Here is a 15458-nt window from a genome sequence, read left to right on the forward strand (position 1 = left end):
CGTCGCTGAGCAGGCATTATCCGGCGCGCGTAGTCAGCCCATAAAAGCTGCCCGTGCAACACTACCCGCTTACGTCCGCAAAACCTAATCTCAACTGCGCGTTCTGTGGATAACGCCGCGGCAGGCGCCGGGTTATCCACAGATTTCCGCAACCAGGCTAGTTTTCTCGCGTCCGGCATGCTCCTATTCACGCATGCGCCTATCGACGATCCTCCGGTCCACCACCGCCCTCATCCTTGCCGCCGCCACCTGCGCCGCACCGGCAGCCGCCTGGGTCGATCCCGCCGCCGGCACCCCGCACCCGGCGGCGGTGGCGCGGCCCGCTGACATCCCGGAGCAGAACTGGAAGCCCGGCCACCGCGGCGTGGACCTGCCCTTGCGCCTCGGCGCCGACGTGTTGGCCGCTGGCGACGGCGTCGTGGCGTTCGTGGGCGCGGTGGCCGGCACCCCAGTAGTCTCCGTCGACCACGCCGGCGGGATCCGCACCACGTACCAGCCGGTGCGCTCCCCGCTGACTGTCGGCGACAAGGTGAAAGAGGGCGAGCCGATTGGCACGCTCGCGCACGCCCCGGCGGGGTTTTCCGGCTCCCACGACGGCCTGCACTGGGGCGCGCTTACGGGCAAGGACGCCTACATCGACCCGCTCACACTGTTGGAGGCGCCGCGGATCCGGCTCAAACCCCTGGACGGCTCCCCTACGCGCGCGGGTGCGCCTGGTCGTAGACGCGTTTGAGCCGCTGCGCGGAGACGTGGGTGTAAATCTGCGTGGTTTGCAGGCTGGTGTGGCCGAGCATCTCTTGCACCACGCGCAGGTCCGCCCCGCCTTCCAGCATGTGGGTGGCGGTGGTGTGGCGCAGCGTGTGGGGGCTGACGTGTTCCACCCCGGCACGTTGCCCGGCGCGCTCGACGATGCGGCGCACCTGGCGCTGGTCGATGCGCCCGCCGCGGGAGCCGACGAACATCGCCGGCGTGTCGCCCGCAAGTTCTGCACGGCCGAATTCCAGCCACTCGGACACAGCCGCCGCGGCTTCGTCGCCGAACGGCACGACGCGTTGCTTGTTGCCCTTGCCGGTGACGTGCGCCAGGCCGCGGGCTAAGTCCACGTCGCCGAGATTTAAGCCCGTCAGCTCCCCGACGCGGATGCCGGTGGCGTAGAGCAGCTCGAGCATGGCGCGGTCGCGCAAATACTCGGCCGGGTGGGCGTCGTCGGCGGTGCCCGCCTCAACGAGCTCCCCGGCGCGCTCGCCCTTGACCACCGTGGGCAGCGGGCGGTTGACCTTCGGCGCTTTCAGCCGCGCCGCGGCATCGGTGCTGATGTATCCCTGGCGGTAGGCCCAGGTGGAAAAGGCGCGGGCGGCGGCGGTGCGGCGAGCCAGCGTGGCCCGGCTCTTGCCAGCGCCCATCGCGTCCGCCAGCCAGCGCCGCAGCGCGTCGAGGGTGAACGCGTCGAAGGTATCTGCGTAGCCCGCGAGCCCTTTGAGATCTGCGACGTAGCCCTTGACCGTGTTCGGGGAGCGGCCGAGGACAAGTTCGGCGTATTCGGCGAAGTCTTCCACCGCCGCCTGCACTTGCCCCAGATGTTTACTCATGTCACGGCAGTGTACTCGCTCCCCTTACCCAGGCTGTTCCACCCGCGACCAGAGCCGCTTGTCGCGCTCCACCAACCCGCGCTTGGACAGGTCCATCAGGATGTGCACCGTCAGCGCGATGGAAAGCCCCGAATCCGCCGCCACAGCCTCGGCTTCCCGGCCGGCGCGGCCGGCGGGCGGAAGGGCGTCGTAAATGCGCAGCTCGTTGCGCGAGAGCTGCTGGGTTACGCTTGGTGGGTACTCCATCTCCATCTGCTCTTCGGCGCTGAACTCGCCGACGGCGGAGAGCTGCTCGTGGATCTGGCCGGCGTTGAGCACCATCTCCGCCTCGTTGTTCTGGATGGCCAGGTTGGCGCCGAGGGATTGGGCGTCCGTGACCGGCCCCGGCACCGCCATGGCGGTGCGGTTGAACACGTTGACCCACTTCAGGGTGTTCAGCGCCCCGGAGCGAAACGGCGCTTCCACCAGCACGGTGCCCAGCGTTAGCGCCGCCACGAGTCGGTTTCTGGTGAGGAAGCGGTGCCTGTCCGGGGTGACCGAGGGCGGATACTCCGTCATCAATGCGCCGCCCGTGGCCACCACGCGCTCGAAGAGCGCCTTGTTGGAGCGCGGGTAGTGCTCACCAGGCCCGCAGGCCGCCACCACCACGGTCGGGGTGTGCACGTCCATGGCCGTCGTGTGGGCGACCGTGTCGATGCCCAGCGCGCCGCCGGAGACCACCGTGTAGTTGTGCCCGCCCAGGCCGGCGACCAGATCCTTTGTTGCCATGTGGCCGTACTTGGTGGCGTGGCGGGTGCCCACCACGCCCACGGACTGGGCGAACAGGCCCGCCAAGTTCGTGTTTCCCGCAACCCACAGCGCGTGCGGCGCAATGCCGTCCGGCTGGTGGCTGGCCTTGCTCGCCGCCCCCGTCTGCTTACGGCCAAACGAGCACTGGATCGCCTCCGTCGGCCACTGCGGCGACTCCGGGGTGATAAGCGTGTAGCCGAGCTCCGCCGCAAACTCGAGGTCTTCGGCCGGGCGGTCCCAGGTGTATCGGTTCTCGGTCTGCGACAGCAGGCCACCGATCCAGGTGGCGCGGGTGCGCACACCGTCGGCGATCTCGTCCGCGGTCTTGCCCACCCGCAGAAGCGCCTGGATGTGGTGCGACGGCCCCTCCACCACCCGCGAGAGGTAGGCCCAGGATTCCAACGACGACATCTACGCCACCTCTTGCTGCTGCAGCTGGTGCTCGCGCATCTCCACCGCGCGGCAGACATGGTGGATGTCCGGCTGGTCCATCTCTTCCAAGTCCGCGAGCGTCCAGGCCAGCTTGAGGCATTTATCCACCCCGCGCTGCGTGATCTTGCCGTGGACCAGCTCCGCCTGCAGCATCGCCATCGCCGATTCCTTGGCGGGGAAATGTCTGCGGATCAGCGTCGCGGGCACACGTCCGTTGACGTCCTCGTCGCAGCCCGCTTTCGCCCACCGGGCTGCGGCGCGCTCGCGGGCGGCCGCCACACGCTGGGCGATGCTTCTCGACGGCTCCGCGTCCCTCGGGCTGAGCACCGCCGCGTCGCCCGAAGTGGTCACGAACACGTCCAGGCGGTCCTTCAACGGTCCGGAGACGTTGCTTAAGTGCCGCGCCCGCTGCGGGGACTTGCACGAGCACTGCCCGTTGATCCGTTGGCACGCACACGGGTTCGCCGCCAGCACCAGCTGGAAATCCGCCGGGTAGACCACTTCCCTTCTCGCGCGTGTCAGCCGCACCTCGCGTTTTTCCAGCGGGATGCGAAGCGCGTCGAGCACCGGCGCCGGAATCTCCGAGGCCTCGTCCAAAAACAGCACCCCGCGGTGCGCCTGGCTCACCACACCGGGCCTCGGCGTGCCGCCTCCCCCGCCGATCAGCGCCACGCGCGTCAGCGAGGGGTGCGGGGCGATAAACGGCCGCGTTTCCACAACCCCACCGCCGGACACCCCGGCCGCGGAGTGGATGGCGGTGACCTCGACCATCTCCTGCACATCCATCGGCGGCAGGATCGACGGGATGCGCTCCGCCAGCATGGACTTGCCCGAGCCCGGCGGGCCGATCATCATCACGTGGTGCCCGCCGGCCGCCGCCACCTCGAGGGCCTCGCGCTCCTCGGACATCCCCGCCAGGTCCTGGAAATCCGGCACCGCCCGCTGCGGCGCGTCAGCTTCCGGCGCTGTTGCGGGCTCGAGCTCCACCTCGCCGGCGATCCACTGCCACACCTGCGCAAGCGAATCCGCCACCAGCACCTCCCGGCGGCCCAGCAACGCGGCCTCGGCGGCGTTAGCCCTGGGCACGACGACGGTGCGGATCGGGTCTGCCGCGTCGAAAGCTGCGATGAGCATCGGCAGCACGCCTTCGGCCCGTCGCAAAGTCCCGTCCAGGGCCAGCTCCCCGCAGAACATCGTGGACGCGAGCGTGCGTTCCACCCGCGGATCCAGGCTGCCCAGCACCGCCAGGGCAATCGGCAGGTCGAAGTGCGAGCCGGCCTTCGGCAGGTGCGCGGGCGAGAGCGACACCATGATCTTCGTGCGCGGCCACGGCAGGGAAGAATTCGAAATCGCGGTGCGGATGCGATCGCGCGACTCTTTCACCGCCGCGTCGCCCAAACCCACCATGTGCATGCCGGGCAACCCGGCGCCAACGTTTGCCTCCACCGTGACCAGGCGGGCGGTGACCCCCTCCACGGTCGCGCTCATCGTGCTAGCAAGCGCCATCTTCCACCCCCGGGAAACGGCGCAGGATGTAATCCTCGCCGTCGAAGACCACCTCCACCACGTCGAAGCGGATCGGGCGGTACTGGCCCTGCGAATGCTTGTCCAGCCACTGCGCCGCGCACCGGCGCATGGTGTTGAGCTTCTTCGTGGTCACCGCCTCCGCGGCGCCGAACGCGGTGCCGCGGCGGGACTTCACCTCCACGAAGACGACGGTGCCGTCCTCGTCCTCGACAACGGCGTCGATCTCGCCCGCCCGCATGCGCTGCCGGTGGCCCAAGAGGGTGTAGCCCTCGTCCTCGTACCACCTGATGGCGGCGTGCTCGCCCGCCCTGCCCAGCTCCCACTGGTCCTGATAGTTCACCTGCACGGTGCCTCCCCGTTTCATAGAGTTGCCAAAAATGTTGGTCCTCTATCAGACGTGGAAGGCCCCGCCGCGGTTCCATGGCGCGGGCAGTTTTGTAAAACTCGGCGACCGCACCGGAATTTGGCCAGGTGAATCCCTGACGCAAAGCGCGACACGCCGAGTTTTACAAACGGCTCGCTACAGCCCTATTCCGGGAAGGTCAGATCGGGTTTGTCCAGCTCCTCGATGTTGACGTCCTTGTAGGTGATCACGCGCACGTAGCGCACAAAACGCACCGCGCGGTACATGTCCCACACCCACGCGTCCGACATCAGCACCTCGTAGTAGACGTCGCCGCCATCGGTGTGCGGGATGAGTTTCACGGCGTTGGCCAGGTAGAACCGGCGCTCCGTTTCCACCACGTAGGAGAACTGGCTGGCCACGTCCCGGTACTCGCGGTAGAGGGAAAGCTCGACGTCTGCCTCGTAGTTGTCAAGATCCTCGGCGCTCATGCGTGCCCCTTCTTGCTGGACTGCCAATAGAAGTCGTCAGCGTCCCTGACGTTCGCATAACTATAACGGTGCTCGGGGCTCGCACCGTGGCGGCGCACCGCGTCCAGGTGCACCTTCGTGGAATAACCCTTGTGGCCCTCCAGCCCGTACTGGGGAAACTTCTCGGCCATTTCGCACACCAGCCGGTCCCGGCTCACCTTGGCCAGCACGCTTGCCGCGGCGATGCAGCGGGCGGTGTAGTCGCCTCCCACCACCGGCAGTTGGGGTGAGGGAAGGCCGGGGACACGGAACGCGTCGATAAGCACGTAGCCCGGCTGCACCGAAAGCCCGGCGACGGCGCGGCGCGCGCCGTCAATGTTGGCGTGCTGGATGCCCCGGCGGTCAATCTCTGCCGCGGGGATGTGCACCACGGAGTACGCCACCGCGATGTCTTTCACGGCGTCGAACAGCACGTCGCGCTTGCGGGCGGTGAGCTTTTTGGAGTCCGTGAGCTCCGCCAGTGCCGACTGTGGCTTTGGCGGCAGCACGCACGCGGCGATGGTGATGGGGCCGAAACACGCGCCCCGGCCGGCTTCGTCCACCCCCGCCACCGGACCGAAACCCGCCTTGTCCAAGGCGACCTCGTAGGTGCGCAGCTGTTTTAAGCGCCGCACGGGCCTACTGCTGGATGTCCGGGTCGCTCACGCCCTGCATGCGGTTGACCGGGAAGACCACAGCCTTGACCTTGCCGCGGATGTTCTCCTCCGGGATGGTGCCCTGGAACTGGTCGCCCATGTGCGCGCGCGAGTCCAGTGAATTGGTGCGGTTGTCGCCCATCATGAAGTAGTTGCCCTCCGGCACCGTCACCGGGCCGAAGTACGGCCCGCCGCAGGCGTCGGAGCCTGTGGATTTATCCACCGGGTAGAAGTTCGGCTGCAGAATGTAGGACTGGTCGATGGGCTTGCCGTCCACCATGATCGCCGGGTCCCCCGCCTGGCAGGACACCGTCTGCCCGCCGGTAGCGATGATGCGCTTGACCAGGGTGTTTTCGTCCTTCGGCACCAGGCCCACCCAGGAGCCAACCTCCTGCATGCCCCGGATGACCGGGTTGGAGGAACGGTTGGAGTCGAAGCCCGTGTTCCAGGAATCGGTGCCGGCGAAGACAATCACGTCGCCCGGCTCCGGGTCGGAGAAGTAGTAGCTGACCTTCTCCACGAAGATGCGGTCGCCGGAGCCGGACTCGCCGTGCAGCGTGGGCTCCATGGAGGCGGACGGGATGACGTAGAGGCGGCCGATGAACGTCTGGATCACAAACATGATCAGAAGCGTCAGCACCACCACGACCGGGATCTCCACGTACCAGGGAAGCTCCTTCTTCTCCTCCGGCTCGTCCGCGGCCGGCTGCTGCGCCTCCGGGGCCGCCTCATAGCGCGGCTCGGCGGCGTACGGGTTGTGGGGCTGTGCAGGCTTCGAGGCGGAAGGCTCGCCTGCGGGTCCGTTCACGTTGGTCACCCGGGATACGTTAGCACCGCGGGAGCCGTCGACAAGCAAAGTGCCCCGCCCGAGCGAACTCGGACGGGGCACTTGTGCGCGCTGAAACTAGCGGCGCTCCTTGATGCGGGCAGCCTTGCCGCGCAGGTCACGCATGTAGTACAGCTTCGCGCGGCGGACGTCGCCCTTGCGGACAACCTCGATCTTCTCGATGTTCGGGGAGTGCACCGGGAAGGTACGCTCAACGCCGATGCCGAAGGAGACCTTGCGCACGGTGAAGGTCTCGCGGATGCCCGCGCCCTGGCGGCGGACCACAAAGCCGGTGAAGACCTGGGTACGGGTCACAGAACCCTCGATAACCTTGACGTGGACGTCGAGGGTGTCGCCCGGGCGGAAGTCCGGGATGTCGTCGCGCAGCTGGCCTGCGTCGACAAGATCAATGATGCCGTTGCTCATGAAAGCAATCCTTTACGTGTTCGGACAGAGGACCCTGGCGGCACTTCCCCACCTGGGGCGCTCGGCCGGTTCATGTCGATTACAAGAACCTGCAGCATTTTACATATGCGCCGGTCACTTCCCAAATCCGGCGCGTTTCAACGCGTCAGCCATCGAGCCGGATGCTTCTCGACGTCCCTCCGGCCTACCCCGCTTCCGACCCTTGCCCGAAGTCTTGCCCTGCTGCTTGCGCTGCTTCATCTGCGCCGGCTGGCCCGGCTCGTCGTCAAGCCGCAAGCTCAGCCCGATGCGGTTGCGGGCGACGTCGACATCCATGACCTTGACTTTCACCACCTCGCCGGAGCGCACCACCTCGTGCGGGTCCGAGACGAACTTGTGGCTCATGGCGGAGACGTGGACCAGCCCGTCCTGGTGCACGCCCACGTCCACGAACGCGCCGAAGGCGGCGACGTTGGTCACCGTGCCTTCCAGGATCATGCCGGGTTTGAGGTCCTTGACCTCGTTGACGCCTTCCTTGAACTCGGCGGTCTTGAATTCCGGGCGCGGGTCGCGGCCCGGCTTGTCCAGCTCGGCGAGGATGTCGGTGACGGTGGGCACGCCGAACTGTTCGTCGGCGAAGTCTGCCGGGGCGAGCTTGGTCAGCACCGCGGTGTTGCCGATGAGCTGCTCGGTGCTCAAACCTGTGGCCTGGGCGACGCGCTCGACCACCGGGTAGGCCTCCGGGTGCACCGCGGAGCCGTCGAGCGGGTTGGCCCCGCCCTGGATGCGCAGGAAGCCGGCGGCCTGCTCGAACGCCTTCGGGCCGAGGCGCGGCACCTTGCCCAACTCCTTGCGGGTGGTGAACCGGCCGTTTTCGTCGCGGTAGGCCACGATGTTCTTCGCCACCGTGCCTGACAGGCCGGCCACGCGCTCGAGCAGCGGCGCCGAGGCGGTGTTGACGTCCACGCCGACGGAGTTCACCGCGTCCTCCACCACTGCGTCCAGCGTCTGGGCGAGCGCGGTCTGGTTCACGTCGTGCTGGTACTGGCCCACGCCGATGGATTTCGGGTCCACCTTGACCAGCTCCGCCAACGGATCCTGCAGGCGTCGCGCGATGGAGACCGCCGAGCGCAGGGAGACGTCCATGTCCGGGAACTCCTCCGCCGCGATCTGGCTGGCGGAGTACACCGAAGCGCCGGACTCGGACACCACCACCGGGGTCGGCCGCTTTCCGCCGGCCTGGGCGATCAGGTCCGCCACCTCGCCGGCGAGCTTTTCACTCTCGCGCGAGGCGGTGCCGTTGCCCACGGCGATGAGCTCCACGCCGTGCTGCGCGGCCAGCGACGCCAGCTCCGCGCGGGAGGCGTCCCAGCGGTTTTGCGGCTGGTGCGGGTAGACGATGGTGGTGGCAAGCACCTTGCCGGTCTCGTCCACCACGGCGCACTTCACGCCGTTGCGGTAGCCCGGGTCCAGGGCCAGCGTGGCGCGCTGGCCGGCGGGTGCGGCGAGCAGCACGTCGCGCAGGTTGGTCTTGAACACCTGCAGCGCGCCCTCCTCCGCCTTTTCCTTCAGCCGCATGCGGGTATCCAGGTTCGCGGAGACCTGCAGCTTGGTGCGCCAGCCCCAGCGCACCGCCTTGGCCAGCCACTCGGAGTCTTTGACCGGCAGGTCGAAGCGCTCCGCGATCATGCCCTCGTAGACGGCCTCCTCGCCCGGGTCCATGTCCAGGGTGAGCACGCCCTCGGCCTCGCCGCGCAGCAGTGCCAGGATGCGGTGGCTGGGCAGCTTCTCAAACGGCTCGGAAAACTCGAAGTAGTCCGCGAACTTCGCGCCCTCGGTTTCCTTGGCCTCCACCACGGCGGAGCGCATGGTGCCCTGGGCGTACACGCGGTCGCGCACCTCGCCGACCAAGTCCGCGTCCGTGGCGAAGCGGTCCACCAGGATCGCGCGGGCGCCCTCGAGGGCGGACTTCGCGTCCGGGAAGCCCTCCGAGAGGTAGGCCTTTGCCAATGTTTCGGGGTCGGCCGAAGGGTCGTCGATAAGCTGCTGCTCCAACGCCTCAAGCCCGGCTTCCCGCGCGATATCCGCCTTCGTCTTGCGGCGCTTCTTGTACGGCAAATACAGGTCCTCCACGCGCGCCTTGGTGTCGGCGGCGAGGATCGCCTGCTTCAGCTCGTCGGTGAGTTTGCCCTGCTCTTCAATGCTTTCCAGCACGGCATTCTTCCGCTCGGCGAGCTCGAGCAGGTAGGTGTTGCGCTCCTCGATGTGGCGCAGCTGCGCGTCGTCGAGGCCGCCCGTCGCCTCCTTGCGGTAGCGGGCGATGAACGGGACGGTGTTGCCCTCGGCGAGCAGTTTCAGCGCTTGCTCGACCTGGGTGTCCCGCACATTGATTTCGTTCGCGATGATGGCTGCGATTGATGTCATTCGGGCGAGTCTAGTCGCGCCTGTGTTGCGCCAGTTTTACAGCAGCACCTGCGCCAGAAGCGAACCCACCACGCACGAGGTGAACACCGAGATCGCGCCCGGGACCAGGAAGGAGTGGTTGATCACGAACTTGCCAATGCGCGTGGTGCCGGTGGTTGCCCACCACATAGGTTAAACCTCTACAGTCTCGCCTGACTGATAAGCCCCAGGTGGCAGCGCATTTTCCACCGCACGCGTGGCCTCCTCGAGCGCGAGCGCCGTGCGCCCGGCGACAGTGAGCGTATCCCCCTCCAGCGTGATCTCGGGGTCGCGGTATCCGGCCTTCTTCAAGGCCCTGCGCACTTGCTTGACGACGACCCGCGTCGCCCCGTCCACTCTCACCGTCGTAAGCACGTCGCGTGCGTCCAACATGAACCGGTCGTCCTCGCTCAGATGAGTTTGCTCCAGCAGCTCTGGGCGGACCTCGCGGGTGCGCTTCAAGGACTGCTCCCTGCGCCAGGCCTCCACCTTGGCGTGGTCGCCGGAGGTGAGCACTGCCGGCGCCTCCAGCCCGCGCCACACGCGGGGCTTGGTGTAGCTCGGGCCTTCGAGCAGACCGTCGGAGAAGCTGTCGTCCTCGTGGCTTTCGGTGTTGCCCAGCACGCCCGGGATCAGGCGCGTGACCGCCTCCGCGATGACCAGGACGGCAACCTCGCCGCCGATCAGCACGTAGTCGCCGATGGAGACCTCGCACACCCGGTAGCGCTTTTTCGCGTCCTCGAAGACTCGCTGGTCGATGCCCTCGTAGCGCCCGCAGGCGAACACGATGTGCTCCTCGCGCGACCACGCCTGTGCGTCCTGCTGCGTGAAGGGTTTGCCGGCCGGGGTGGGCACGAGCAGCAGCGGTTTGCCGCTGTCCTCGCCGCCCTCGTACGGACGGGGTGCCACCTCGTGGAGGTCGTCGTGGCGCAGCTTGTCGTTGCGGTGCGCGGCGGCGGTGTCGAGGGATCTTCCGGGGCGGCCTTTGGCGACGTCGTCAAGCGCGGGCCCCCACACCTCCGGCTTCATCACCATGCCCGGCCCCCCGCCCAGCGGCGGGGCGTCCACGGACTTGTGGTTGCCGGTGGCCCAATCGCGCAGGTCGTGCACGCCTACCGACAGAATCCCCTGCTCGATCGCCTTGCCCAGCAGCGCGTGGCGCAGCGGGTCGAGGTACTCGGGGAAGATGGTGACAACGTCGAGGCGCAGCTTAGACATCCAGCAGGCCCTCGGGCGGGGTGATGGTGAGGTAGCCCGCATCCGTGTCGAGCTCCGGGACGAAGTCCATCACAAACGGGACCATGACGTCCTTGCCGTTGTAGTCGATCTCCAGGATCTTCCGGTTCGGCGCGTCCATCACGCCGGTGACCTCGCCGACCTCTGCACCCTCGTGGCGCACCTTCAGGCCGATGAGCTCGTGGTTGTAGTACTCGTCCGAGTCCTCCTCACGCTCCAGCGGCTCGGCGAAGAACTTCATGCCGCGCAGGCTGTCAGCGGCAGTGCGGTCCGGCACCTCCTCGAAGCTGACCAGCAGGCGCTTCTGGTGCGGGCGCACCGTCTTCACGGTCAGCTCCCGTTCCTTGCCCGCTTGGCGGCCGGTGAGCACAGCGCCGACGACGATGTGCTCCTCCGACTCGTCCGCCAGCAACTCGACGGCAACCTCACCTTTCACGCCGTGGGACTTGACCACGCGGCCGATCTGCAGCTCCATGGGAGCCAAGACTATCAGCGCATAATCTGCCTACACTGCGCGAGTATGAGGATCTACGAAGGCCCAACCGGCACCTCCAATGAATTGAAGTATTCCTTCGACGAATTCACTACACGCCCCTCAATCCGGTTCGAGTCCAGCGAACGTCCGGATAGCCCCACAACCTCCAAGGTGTGTGGGACCCCGTACCTCCCCGAATACGCGCCGTACCCGTATCGCAGTGGTGAGCCTATGTACTTCATCGCTCAGTTCAATTTTTCAGAATTCGATCCTCTCCCTGGTTTTCCAACCACCGGGCTACTTCAACTGTTCGTCTCAGATGATGACATGTGGGGCGATAATTACCGGGATACGGTAAAAGAACCATCGGACCACGAACCAACTCAAAACGCTCGATACCTTCCGGACACGACAAAACCGCACGTTGGTGAGGTGCCCGAAAGTGTCCTGGATTCCGGTGATCACCCCGCAATTGATCCACTCGAGGCCACCACTATTTCTGGTGTGCGCACCGATCAATTTGTGACTCTAGGGTCCAAAGAATTCAACACTTACGCTTTTTCACCCCGCAAACCCCACGCCCTTCTAAGAAGAGACAGCGATCTGCAAACACTACATACGTTCCGCGGGCGGATCGTGTCACGCAGAGTAATCGGGGATCAAGAAGAAATTTGCACGACGCGAGCGTGGACAGATGACAAAAGCGAACTTCAGGCTATGTTTGATTCCGCTATCGCCCAGGCGGAACAAGAAGGATTTGCTCTCGACCCCTCGGCTGACCAGCTACTACAGCCAGCACCTTACTTTTGGAAGGACAGTACTCGGCTCGGGGGATACTCCCAGTGGATCAATGACTGCATTCTGACACCCGGAGACCCGCGCGTGTCGCTTGCATCTGTAAGTCACGACGGCAATCTGATGTTTGGCGACTGCGGCTACGGCAATTTCTTCATCCACCCTGACGATCTCGCCGCGCGCAACTTCGACCGGGTCATCTTCGGCTGGGAGTGCAGCTAGAGAAAACACACCCTAAAAAACTGCCCCCCACCAACACGAAACCCCCGTTCCGCGCGCGGTGTGCGGGAACGGGGGTTCGTCGATAAGCGAAGAGTGCTTAGTTCTCCTCAGCCGGAGCGTCCTCGGAAGCCTCGGACTCAGCCTCAGCGGACTCGCCCTCGGCCTCAGCAGCCTCGGCCTCGGCAGCAGCGGCGGCCTCAGCGGCCTCCTTTGCCTCAGCCTCTTCCTTGGCCTTCTTGCGCTTCTCGGTGATGGCCTCGGCGGTCGGGCCGTTCTTGGCCTCCTCAAGAGCCTGGTTGAACAGGTCGAGCTTGGACGGCTTCTCCTCGGCCACCTTCAGGGTGCCCTCGGCGCCGTCGAGGCCCTTGTGCTTCTGCCAGTCGCCGGTCACCTTCAGCAGTGCGAGCACCGGCTCGGTCGGCTGCGCGCCGACACCCAGCCAGTACTGAGCGCGCTCGGAATCGATGCGGATGAGCGACGGCTCTTCCTTCGGGTGGTAGATGCCGATGTTCTCGATGACGGCACCGTCGCGGCGGGTGCGGGCGTCAGCGATGACGACGCGGTACTGCGCGTTGCGGATCTTGCCAACGCGCTGCAGCTTGATCTTTACAGCCATGGTGTACTTCCTTTAGGTCACTGGGCAGTGCAGACACTCGCCACTTATCGACGAGCCGGTTCAACCCTTCTTATTTACCCTGCGCGTGCCTGGCCGGGCGACCTCCCGTGCTTTAAAGCACGGGGTGAGACGGATCCGGCGCGTACGCAGTTATGGACTTGTCGTGCCTGGCGCACATACACGCCGGACAACCCGTGATACCTTACGCGCGCTTCGCCCAGGTTCCAAAACACGCGTCCGGTTTTCGCCTTTCCACGTCCGCGCGAGTCTGGTTCGGTCCGGCGCGTTGGTGGCGGTATTGTCCTTAACCGCTTGTGACGATAATCGGCACAGCGCAACAAGACACACACGACAAGACGGGTTGGAGAAACGGTTGAGTACGACGGCAGGGCACGCACCGCGGCCGACGAAGGGCTCCACCGCCTACCGCGTTGACCTGGACGGGCTGCGAGGCTTCGCCATCGCGCTGGTGGTCATCTTCCACGTGTTCGTCGGCCGCGTCTCCGGCGGCGTCGATGTGTTCCTGCTGCTGTCCGGCTACTTCTTCCTCGGCGGCCAGCTGCGCTACGCGCTGCGCCCGAACCCGAACCTGAACCCGTGGTGGCCGTTGTGGCGCACCATCCGCAGGTTGGTGCCGGCACTGGCGCTGGTGGTGGTTGCAGTCGTCGGCCTGGTCATGGCGTTCACCCCGGAGCTGATGGGCGTGGAGCTGTCCCGCCAGGTCACCGCGTCGATGCTGTACTTCCAAAACTGGGAGCTGATGGCGCAGAACGCGGACTACGCCGCGGCCAGCCAGGAGACCTCTCCCCTGCAGCACCTGTGGTCCATGTCCGTGCAGGGGCAGTTCTATGTCTTCGGCATTCTTATGGGCTGGGTCGTTGCCGTGGCCGTCGTGAAGCTGCACGCGAAGCCTGAGCACGCCCGCCGCGCCGCGATTGCGCTGCTTGCAGTGATCACCGTGGCGTCGTTCGCCTGGGCCTCTCGTTTCGGGCTGGAGGGCACCGGCGAGAACTACTACTCGTCGTTCTCCCGCGCGTGGGAGCTCTCCCTCGGCGCGCTGCTGGCGTTCGTGCCGAGGAACCGGTTCCTGCCGCAGACCACCGCATGGCTGACCGCGCTGCTCGGCGTGGTGCTCATCGCCGTCACCGGTCTGATCGTGCCCACCTCGCTGGCCTTCCCCGGCCCCGTCGCCCTGATCCCGCTCACAGGTGCGGCGCTGGTGATCCTCTCCGGCAACGCCAACGGCGTGTCCAGAGTGCTCGCCTCCGCCCCGATGACCTGGCTGGGCAGCGTGGCCTACTCGCTGTACCTGTGGCACTGGCCGCTTTTGATCATCGTCACCGTCATCGGCGGCTACGACACCCCGCCGGCCTGGCTGGGCGCACTTGTCATTGTGGTGTCGCTGTGCCTGGCGCACGTCACCCACACGCTCGTGGAGGATCCGCTTCGTCAGCACCGCCAGCGCCCGCGTGGCGACGACCATCCGGTGGCCGACGCGAGAGCGTCGCTACGCACCTTGCCCGGTGCCGCGCGTGCGGTAGGTGGCGTGCTGGCGACAGCGCTTTTTGCCGTGGCGCTGGCCGTGCAGCCGTACTGGGACATCCGCGTCGACAGCGCGGAAAAGGCCCTCGACCCGGTCAACTACCCCGGCGCCCGCGCCATCCAAGGCGCGCAAGTGCCGAACGTGAAACCGCAGCCAAACCCGAACCTCATCGCCGGCGTGTTCCCGCCCATCGGGCTCGACGACTGCATGATCTTCCTCCCCGAAGCCCCCGACGCCATGCCGGGCCCTGACTGCACCTACGGCGACCTCGCGGCGGAGACGACGGTCGTGCTCGCCGGCGGCTCCCACATCGAGCCGTTTATCGTCCCCCTGGACAAACTGGGCAAGGAGCACCACTTCAAGGTCGCCACCTTCGTGCGCCAGGAATGCCCGCTGGTTGTCGGCGGGCCTCTGGATCCGGCCAACGAGATCGTCTCCCCCGAGTGCGCCGAGTGGGGCGAAAACGCCATGCAGGAGATCATCAACCTGCAGCCCGCCATGGTCATCTCCACCTCCACCCGCCCCGCGGGCCACGCCGGCGACGGCCGCGTCTCCGCCGACTACGTGCCGGAAGCCTACGCCAACCTCTGGCAGCGCCTGGCCGAGCTAGGCATCCCGTTCGTGGGCCTGCGCGACAACCCGTGGATGTTCACCCCCACCGGCGAGCCAATGGACCCGAACCTGTGCATCGTGGCGGGCTACTCCGAGCACGACTGCTCCATGGCCGCGGACATGGTCTACGCTCCCGAGGACCCAGCGGCGGAGCTGATCGACGGCGCCTACGCGCAGTGGGAGATCGACACCGCCAGCTGGTACTGCGTGGACGGTCTGTGCCCACCGCAGATCGGCAACGTGTACATCTACCGCGACCAAAACCACATCTCCAACGCCTACGCCGAGTCCCTGACCCCGGTGCTGTGGGAGCGCCTCGCGCCCGTTTTCGAGGAGCTTTCGCTTCTCGACGCCCCTCCGGCCACCCCGTAGCCCCCATACCCGTGGCGCTCCCGTCGGCTCCCCCGCGGTTCGGCCCGCTCGTTCCCCGTCCCTCGTCCC

At 66.5% G+C, this 15458-nt stretch carries 15 protein-coding genes and 1 pseudogene; 3 read left to right on the top strand and 13 right to left on the bottom strand.

Annotated elements, in window-relative coordinates; translation table 11 throughout:
• Window positions 1-193: 193 nt before the first annotated feature.
• Window positions 194-733 carry a M23 family metallopeptidase gene (locus tag MHY23_RS05970; protein WP_239306803.1) on the top strand — a complete coding sequence of 180 codons (540 nt, stop codon included), beginning with the start codon at window positions 194-196 and terminating at the stop codon, window positions 731-733.
• Here the strand turns inward: MHY23_RS05970 and MHY23_RS05975 are convergent.
• The 12 genes and pseudogenes from MHY23_RS05975 to rimM all read right to left on the bottom strand — a co-directional run bounded on the left by MHY23_RS05975 (window position 696) and on the right by rimM (window position 11229).
• A complete protein-coding gene (locus MHY23_RS05975) occupies window positions 696-1589 on the bottom strand; it encodes a tyrosine recombinase XerC (protein WP_239306804.1) in 894 nt (297 codons plus the stop codon). The genes MHY23_RS05970 and MHY23_RS05975 overlap by 38 nt on opposite strands.
• A 24-nt stretch (window positions 1590-1613) precedes the next feature.
• Window positions 1614-2789 (bottom strand): DNA-processing protein DprA, encoded by a 1176-nt coding sequence (locus MHY23_RS05980; protein WP_239306805.1) that lies wholly within the window; start codon window positions 2787-2789, stop codon window positions 1614-1616.
• Window positions 2790-4316: a YifB family Mg chelatase-like AAA ATPase gene (locus MHY23_RS05985; protein ID WP_239306806.1), complete on the bottom strand. Its 1527-nt coding sequence runs from the start codon at window positions 4314-4316 to the stop codon at window positions 2790-2792.
• The gene (locus MHY23_RS05990; RefSeq protein ID WP_239306807.1) at window positions 4303-4683 is read right to left on the bottom strand and encodes a YraN family protein; all 381 of its coding nucleotides are present in this window, start codon (window positions 4681-4683) and stop codon (window positions 4303-4305) included. The genes MHY23_RS05985 and MHY23_RS05990 overlap by 14 nt, the downstream gene beginning before the upstream one ends.
• Window positions 4684-4865: 182 nt before the next feature.
• Entirely contained in the window at window positions 4866-5171 is a 306-nt protein-coding gene (locus MHY23_RS05995; RefSeq protein ID WP_181888661.1) for a DUF2469 domain-containing protein, read from the bottom strand.
• A complete protein-coding gene (locus MHY23_RS06000; RefSeq protein WP_239306808.1) occupies window positions 5168-5824 on the bottom strand; it encodes a ribonuclease HII in 657 nt (218 codons plus the stop codon). Before MHY23_RS06000 ends, MHY23_RS05995 begins: the two co-directional genes overlap by 4 nt.
• A gap of 4 nt (window positions 5825-5828) precedes the next feature.
• On the bottom strand, window positions 5829-6506 hold the full coding sequence (gene lepB, locus MHY23_RS06005) for a signal peptidase I (RefSeq protein ID WP_239306815.1): 678 nt from the start codon (window positions 6504-6506) through the stop codon (window positions 5829-5831).
• A gap of 243 nt (window positions 6507-6749) precedes the next feature.
• Window positions 6750-7097 carry a 50S ribosomal protein L19 gene (gene rplS, locus MHY23_RS06010; RefSeq protein ID WP_181888664.1) on the bottom strand — a complete coding sequence of 116 codons (348 nt, stop codon included), beginning with the start codon at window positions 7095-7097 and terminating at the stop codon, window positions 6750-6752.
• A gap of 114 nt (window positions 7098-7211) precedes the next feature.
• Window positions 7212-9500, bottom strand: a complete 2289-nt coding sequence (locus MHY23_RS06015; RefSeq protein ID WP_239306809.1) for a Tex family protein — start codon at window positions 9498-9500, stop codon at window positions 7212-7214.
• Window positions 9501-9536: 36 nt separating this feature from the next.
• A complete protein-coding gene (locus tag MHY23_RS11910) occupies window positions 9537-9668 on the bottom strand; it encodes a hypothetical protein (protein WP_255711319.1) in 132 nt (43 codons plus the stop codon).
• A 237-nt stretch (window positions 9669-9905) separates the two neighbouring features.
• A pseudogene (gene trmD / locus MHY23_RS06020) lies at window positions 9906-10727 on the bottom strand (tRNA (guanosine(37)-N1)-methyltransferase TrmD); the annotation flags it as partial.
• A gap of 1 nt (window position 10728) precedes the next feature.
• Window positions 10729-11229 carry a ribosome maturation factor RimM gene (rimM, locus tag MHY23_RS06025; protein WP_239306810.1) on the bottom strand — a complete coding sequence of 167 codons (501 nt, stop codon included), beginning with the start codon at window positions 11227-11229 and terminating at the stop codon, window positions 10729-10731.
• Between the two features lie 45 nt (window positions 11230-11274).
• Between rimM and MHY23_RS06030 the strand changes: the two genes are divergently transcribed.
• Window positions 11275-12246: a DUF1963 domain-containing protein gene (locus MHY23_RS06030; RefSeq protein ID WP_239306811.1), complete on the top strand. Its 972-nt coding sequence runs from the start codon at window positions 11275-11277 to the stop codon at window positions 12244-12246.
• Window positions 12247-12343: 97 nt separating this feature from the next.
• On the opposite strand, the gene rpsP is transcribed toward MHY23_RS06030, so the two are convergent.
• The gene (rpsP, locus tag MHY23_RS06035; RefSeq protein WP_181888668.1) at window positions 12344-12862 is read right to left on the bottom strand and encodes a 30S ribosomal protein S16; all 519 of its coding nucleotides are present in this window, start codon (window positions 12860-12862) and stop codon (window positions 12344-12346) included.
• 373 nt (window positions 12863-13235) lie between these two features.
• Here rpsP and MHY23_RS06040 point away from each other — a divergent pair, with 373 nt between their 5' ends.
• Entirely contained in the window at window positions 13236-15389 is a 2154-nt protein-coding gene (locus tag MHY23_RS06040; RefSeq protein WP_239306812.1) for an acyltransferase family protein, read from the top strand.
• The last annotated feature ends 69 nt before the right edge of the window (window positions 15390-15458 follow it).

Source organism: Corynebacterium sp. ACRQP, assembly GCF_022345915.1.
Lineage (GTDB): Bacteria > Actinomycetota > Actinomycetes > Mycobacteriales > Mycobacteriaceae > Corynebacterium > Corynebacterium lehmanniae.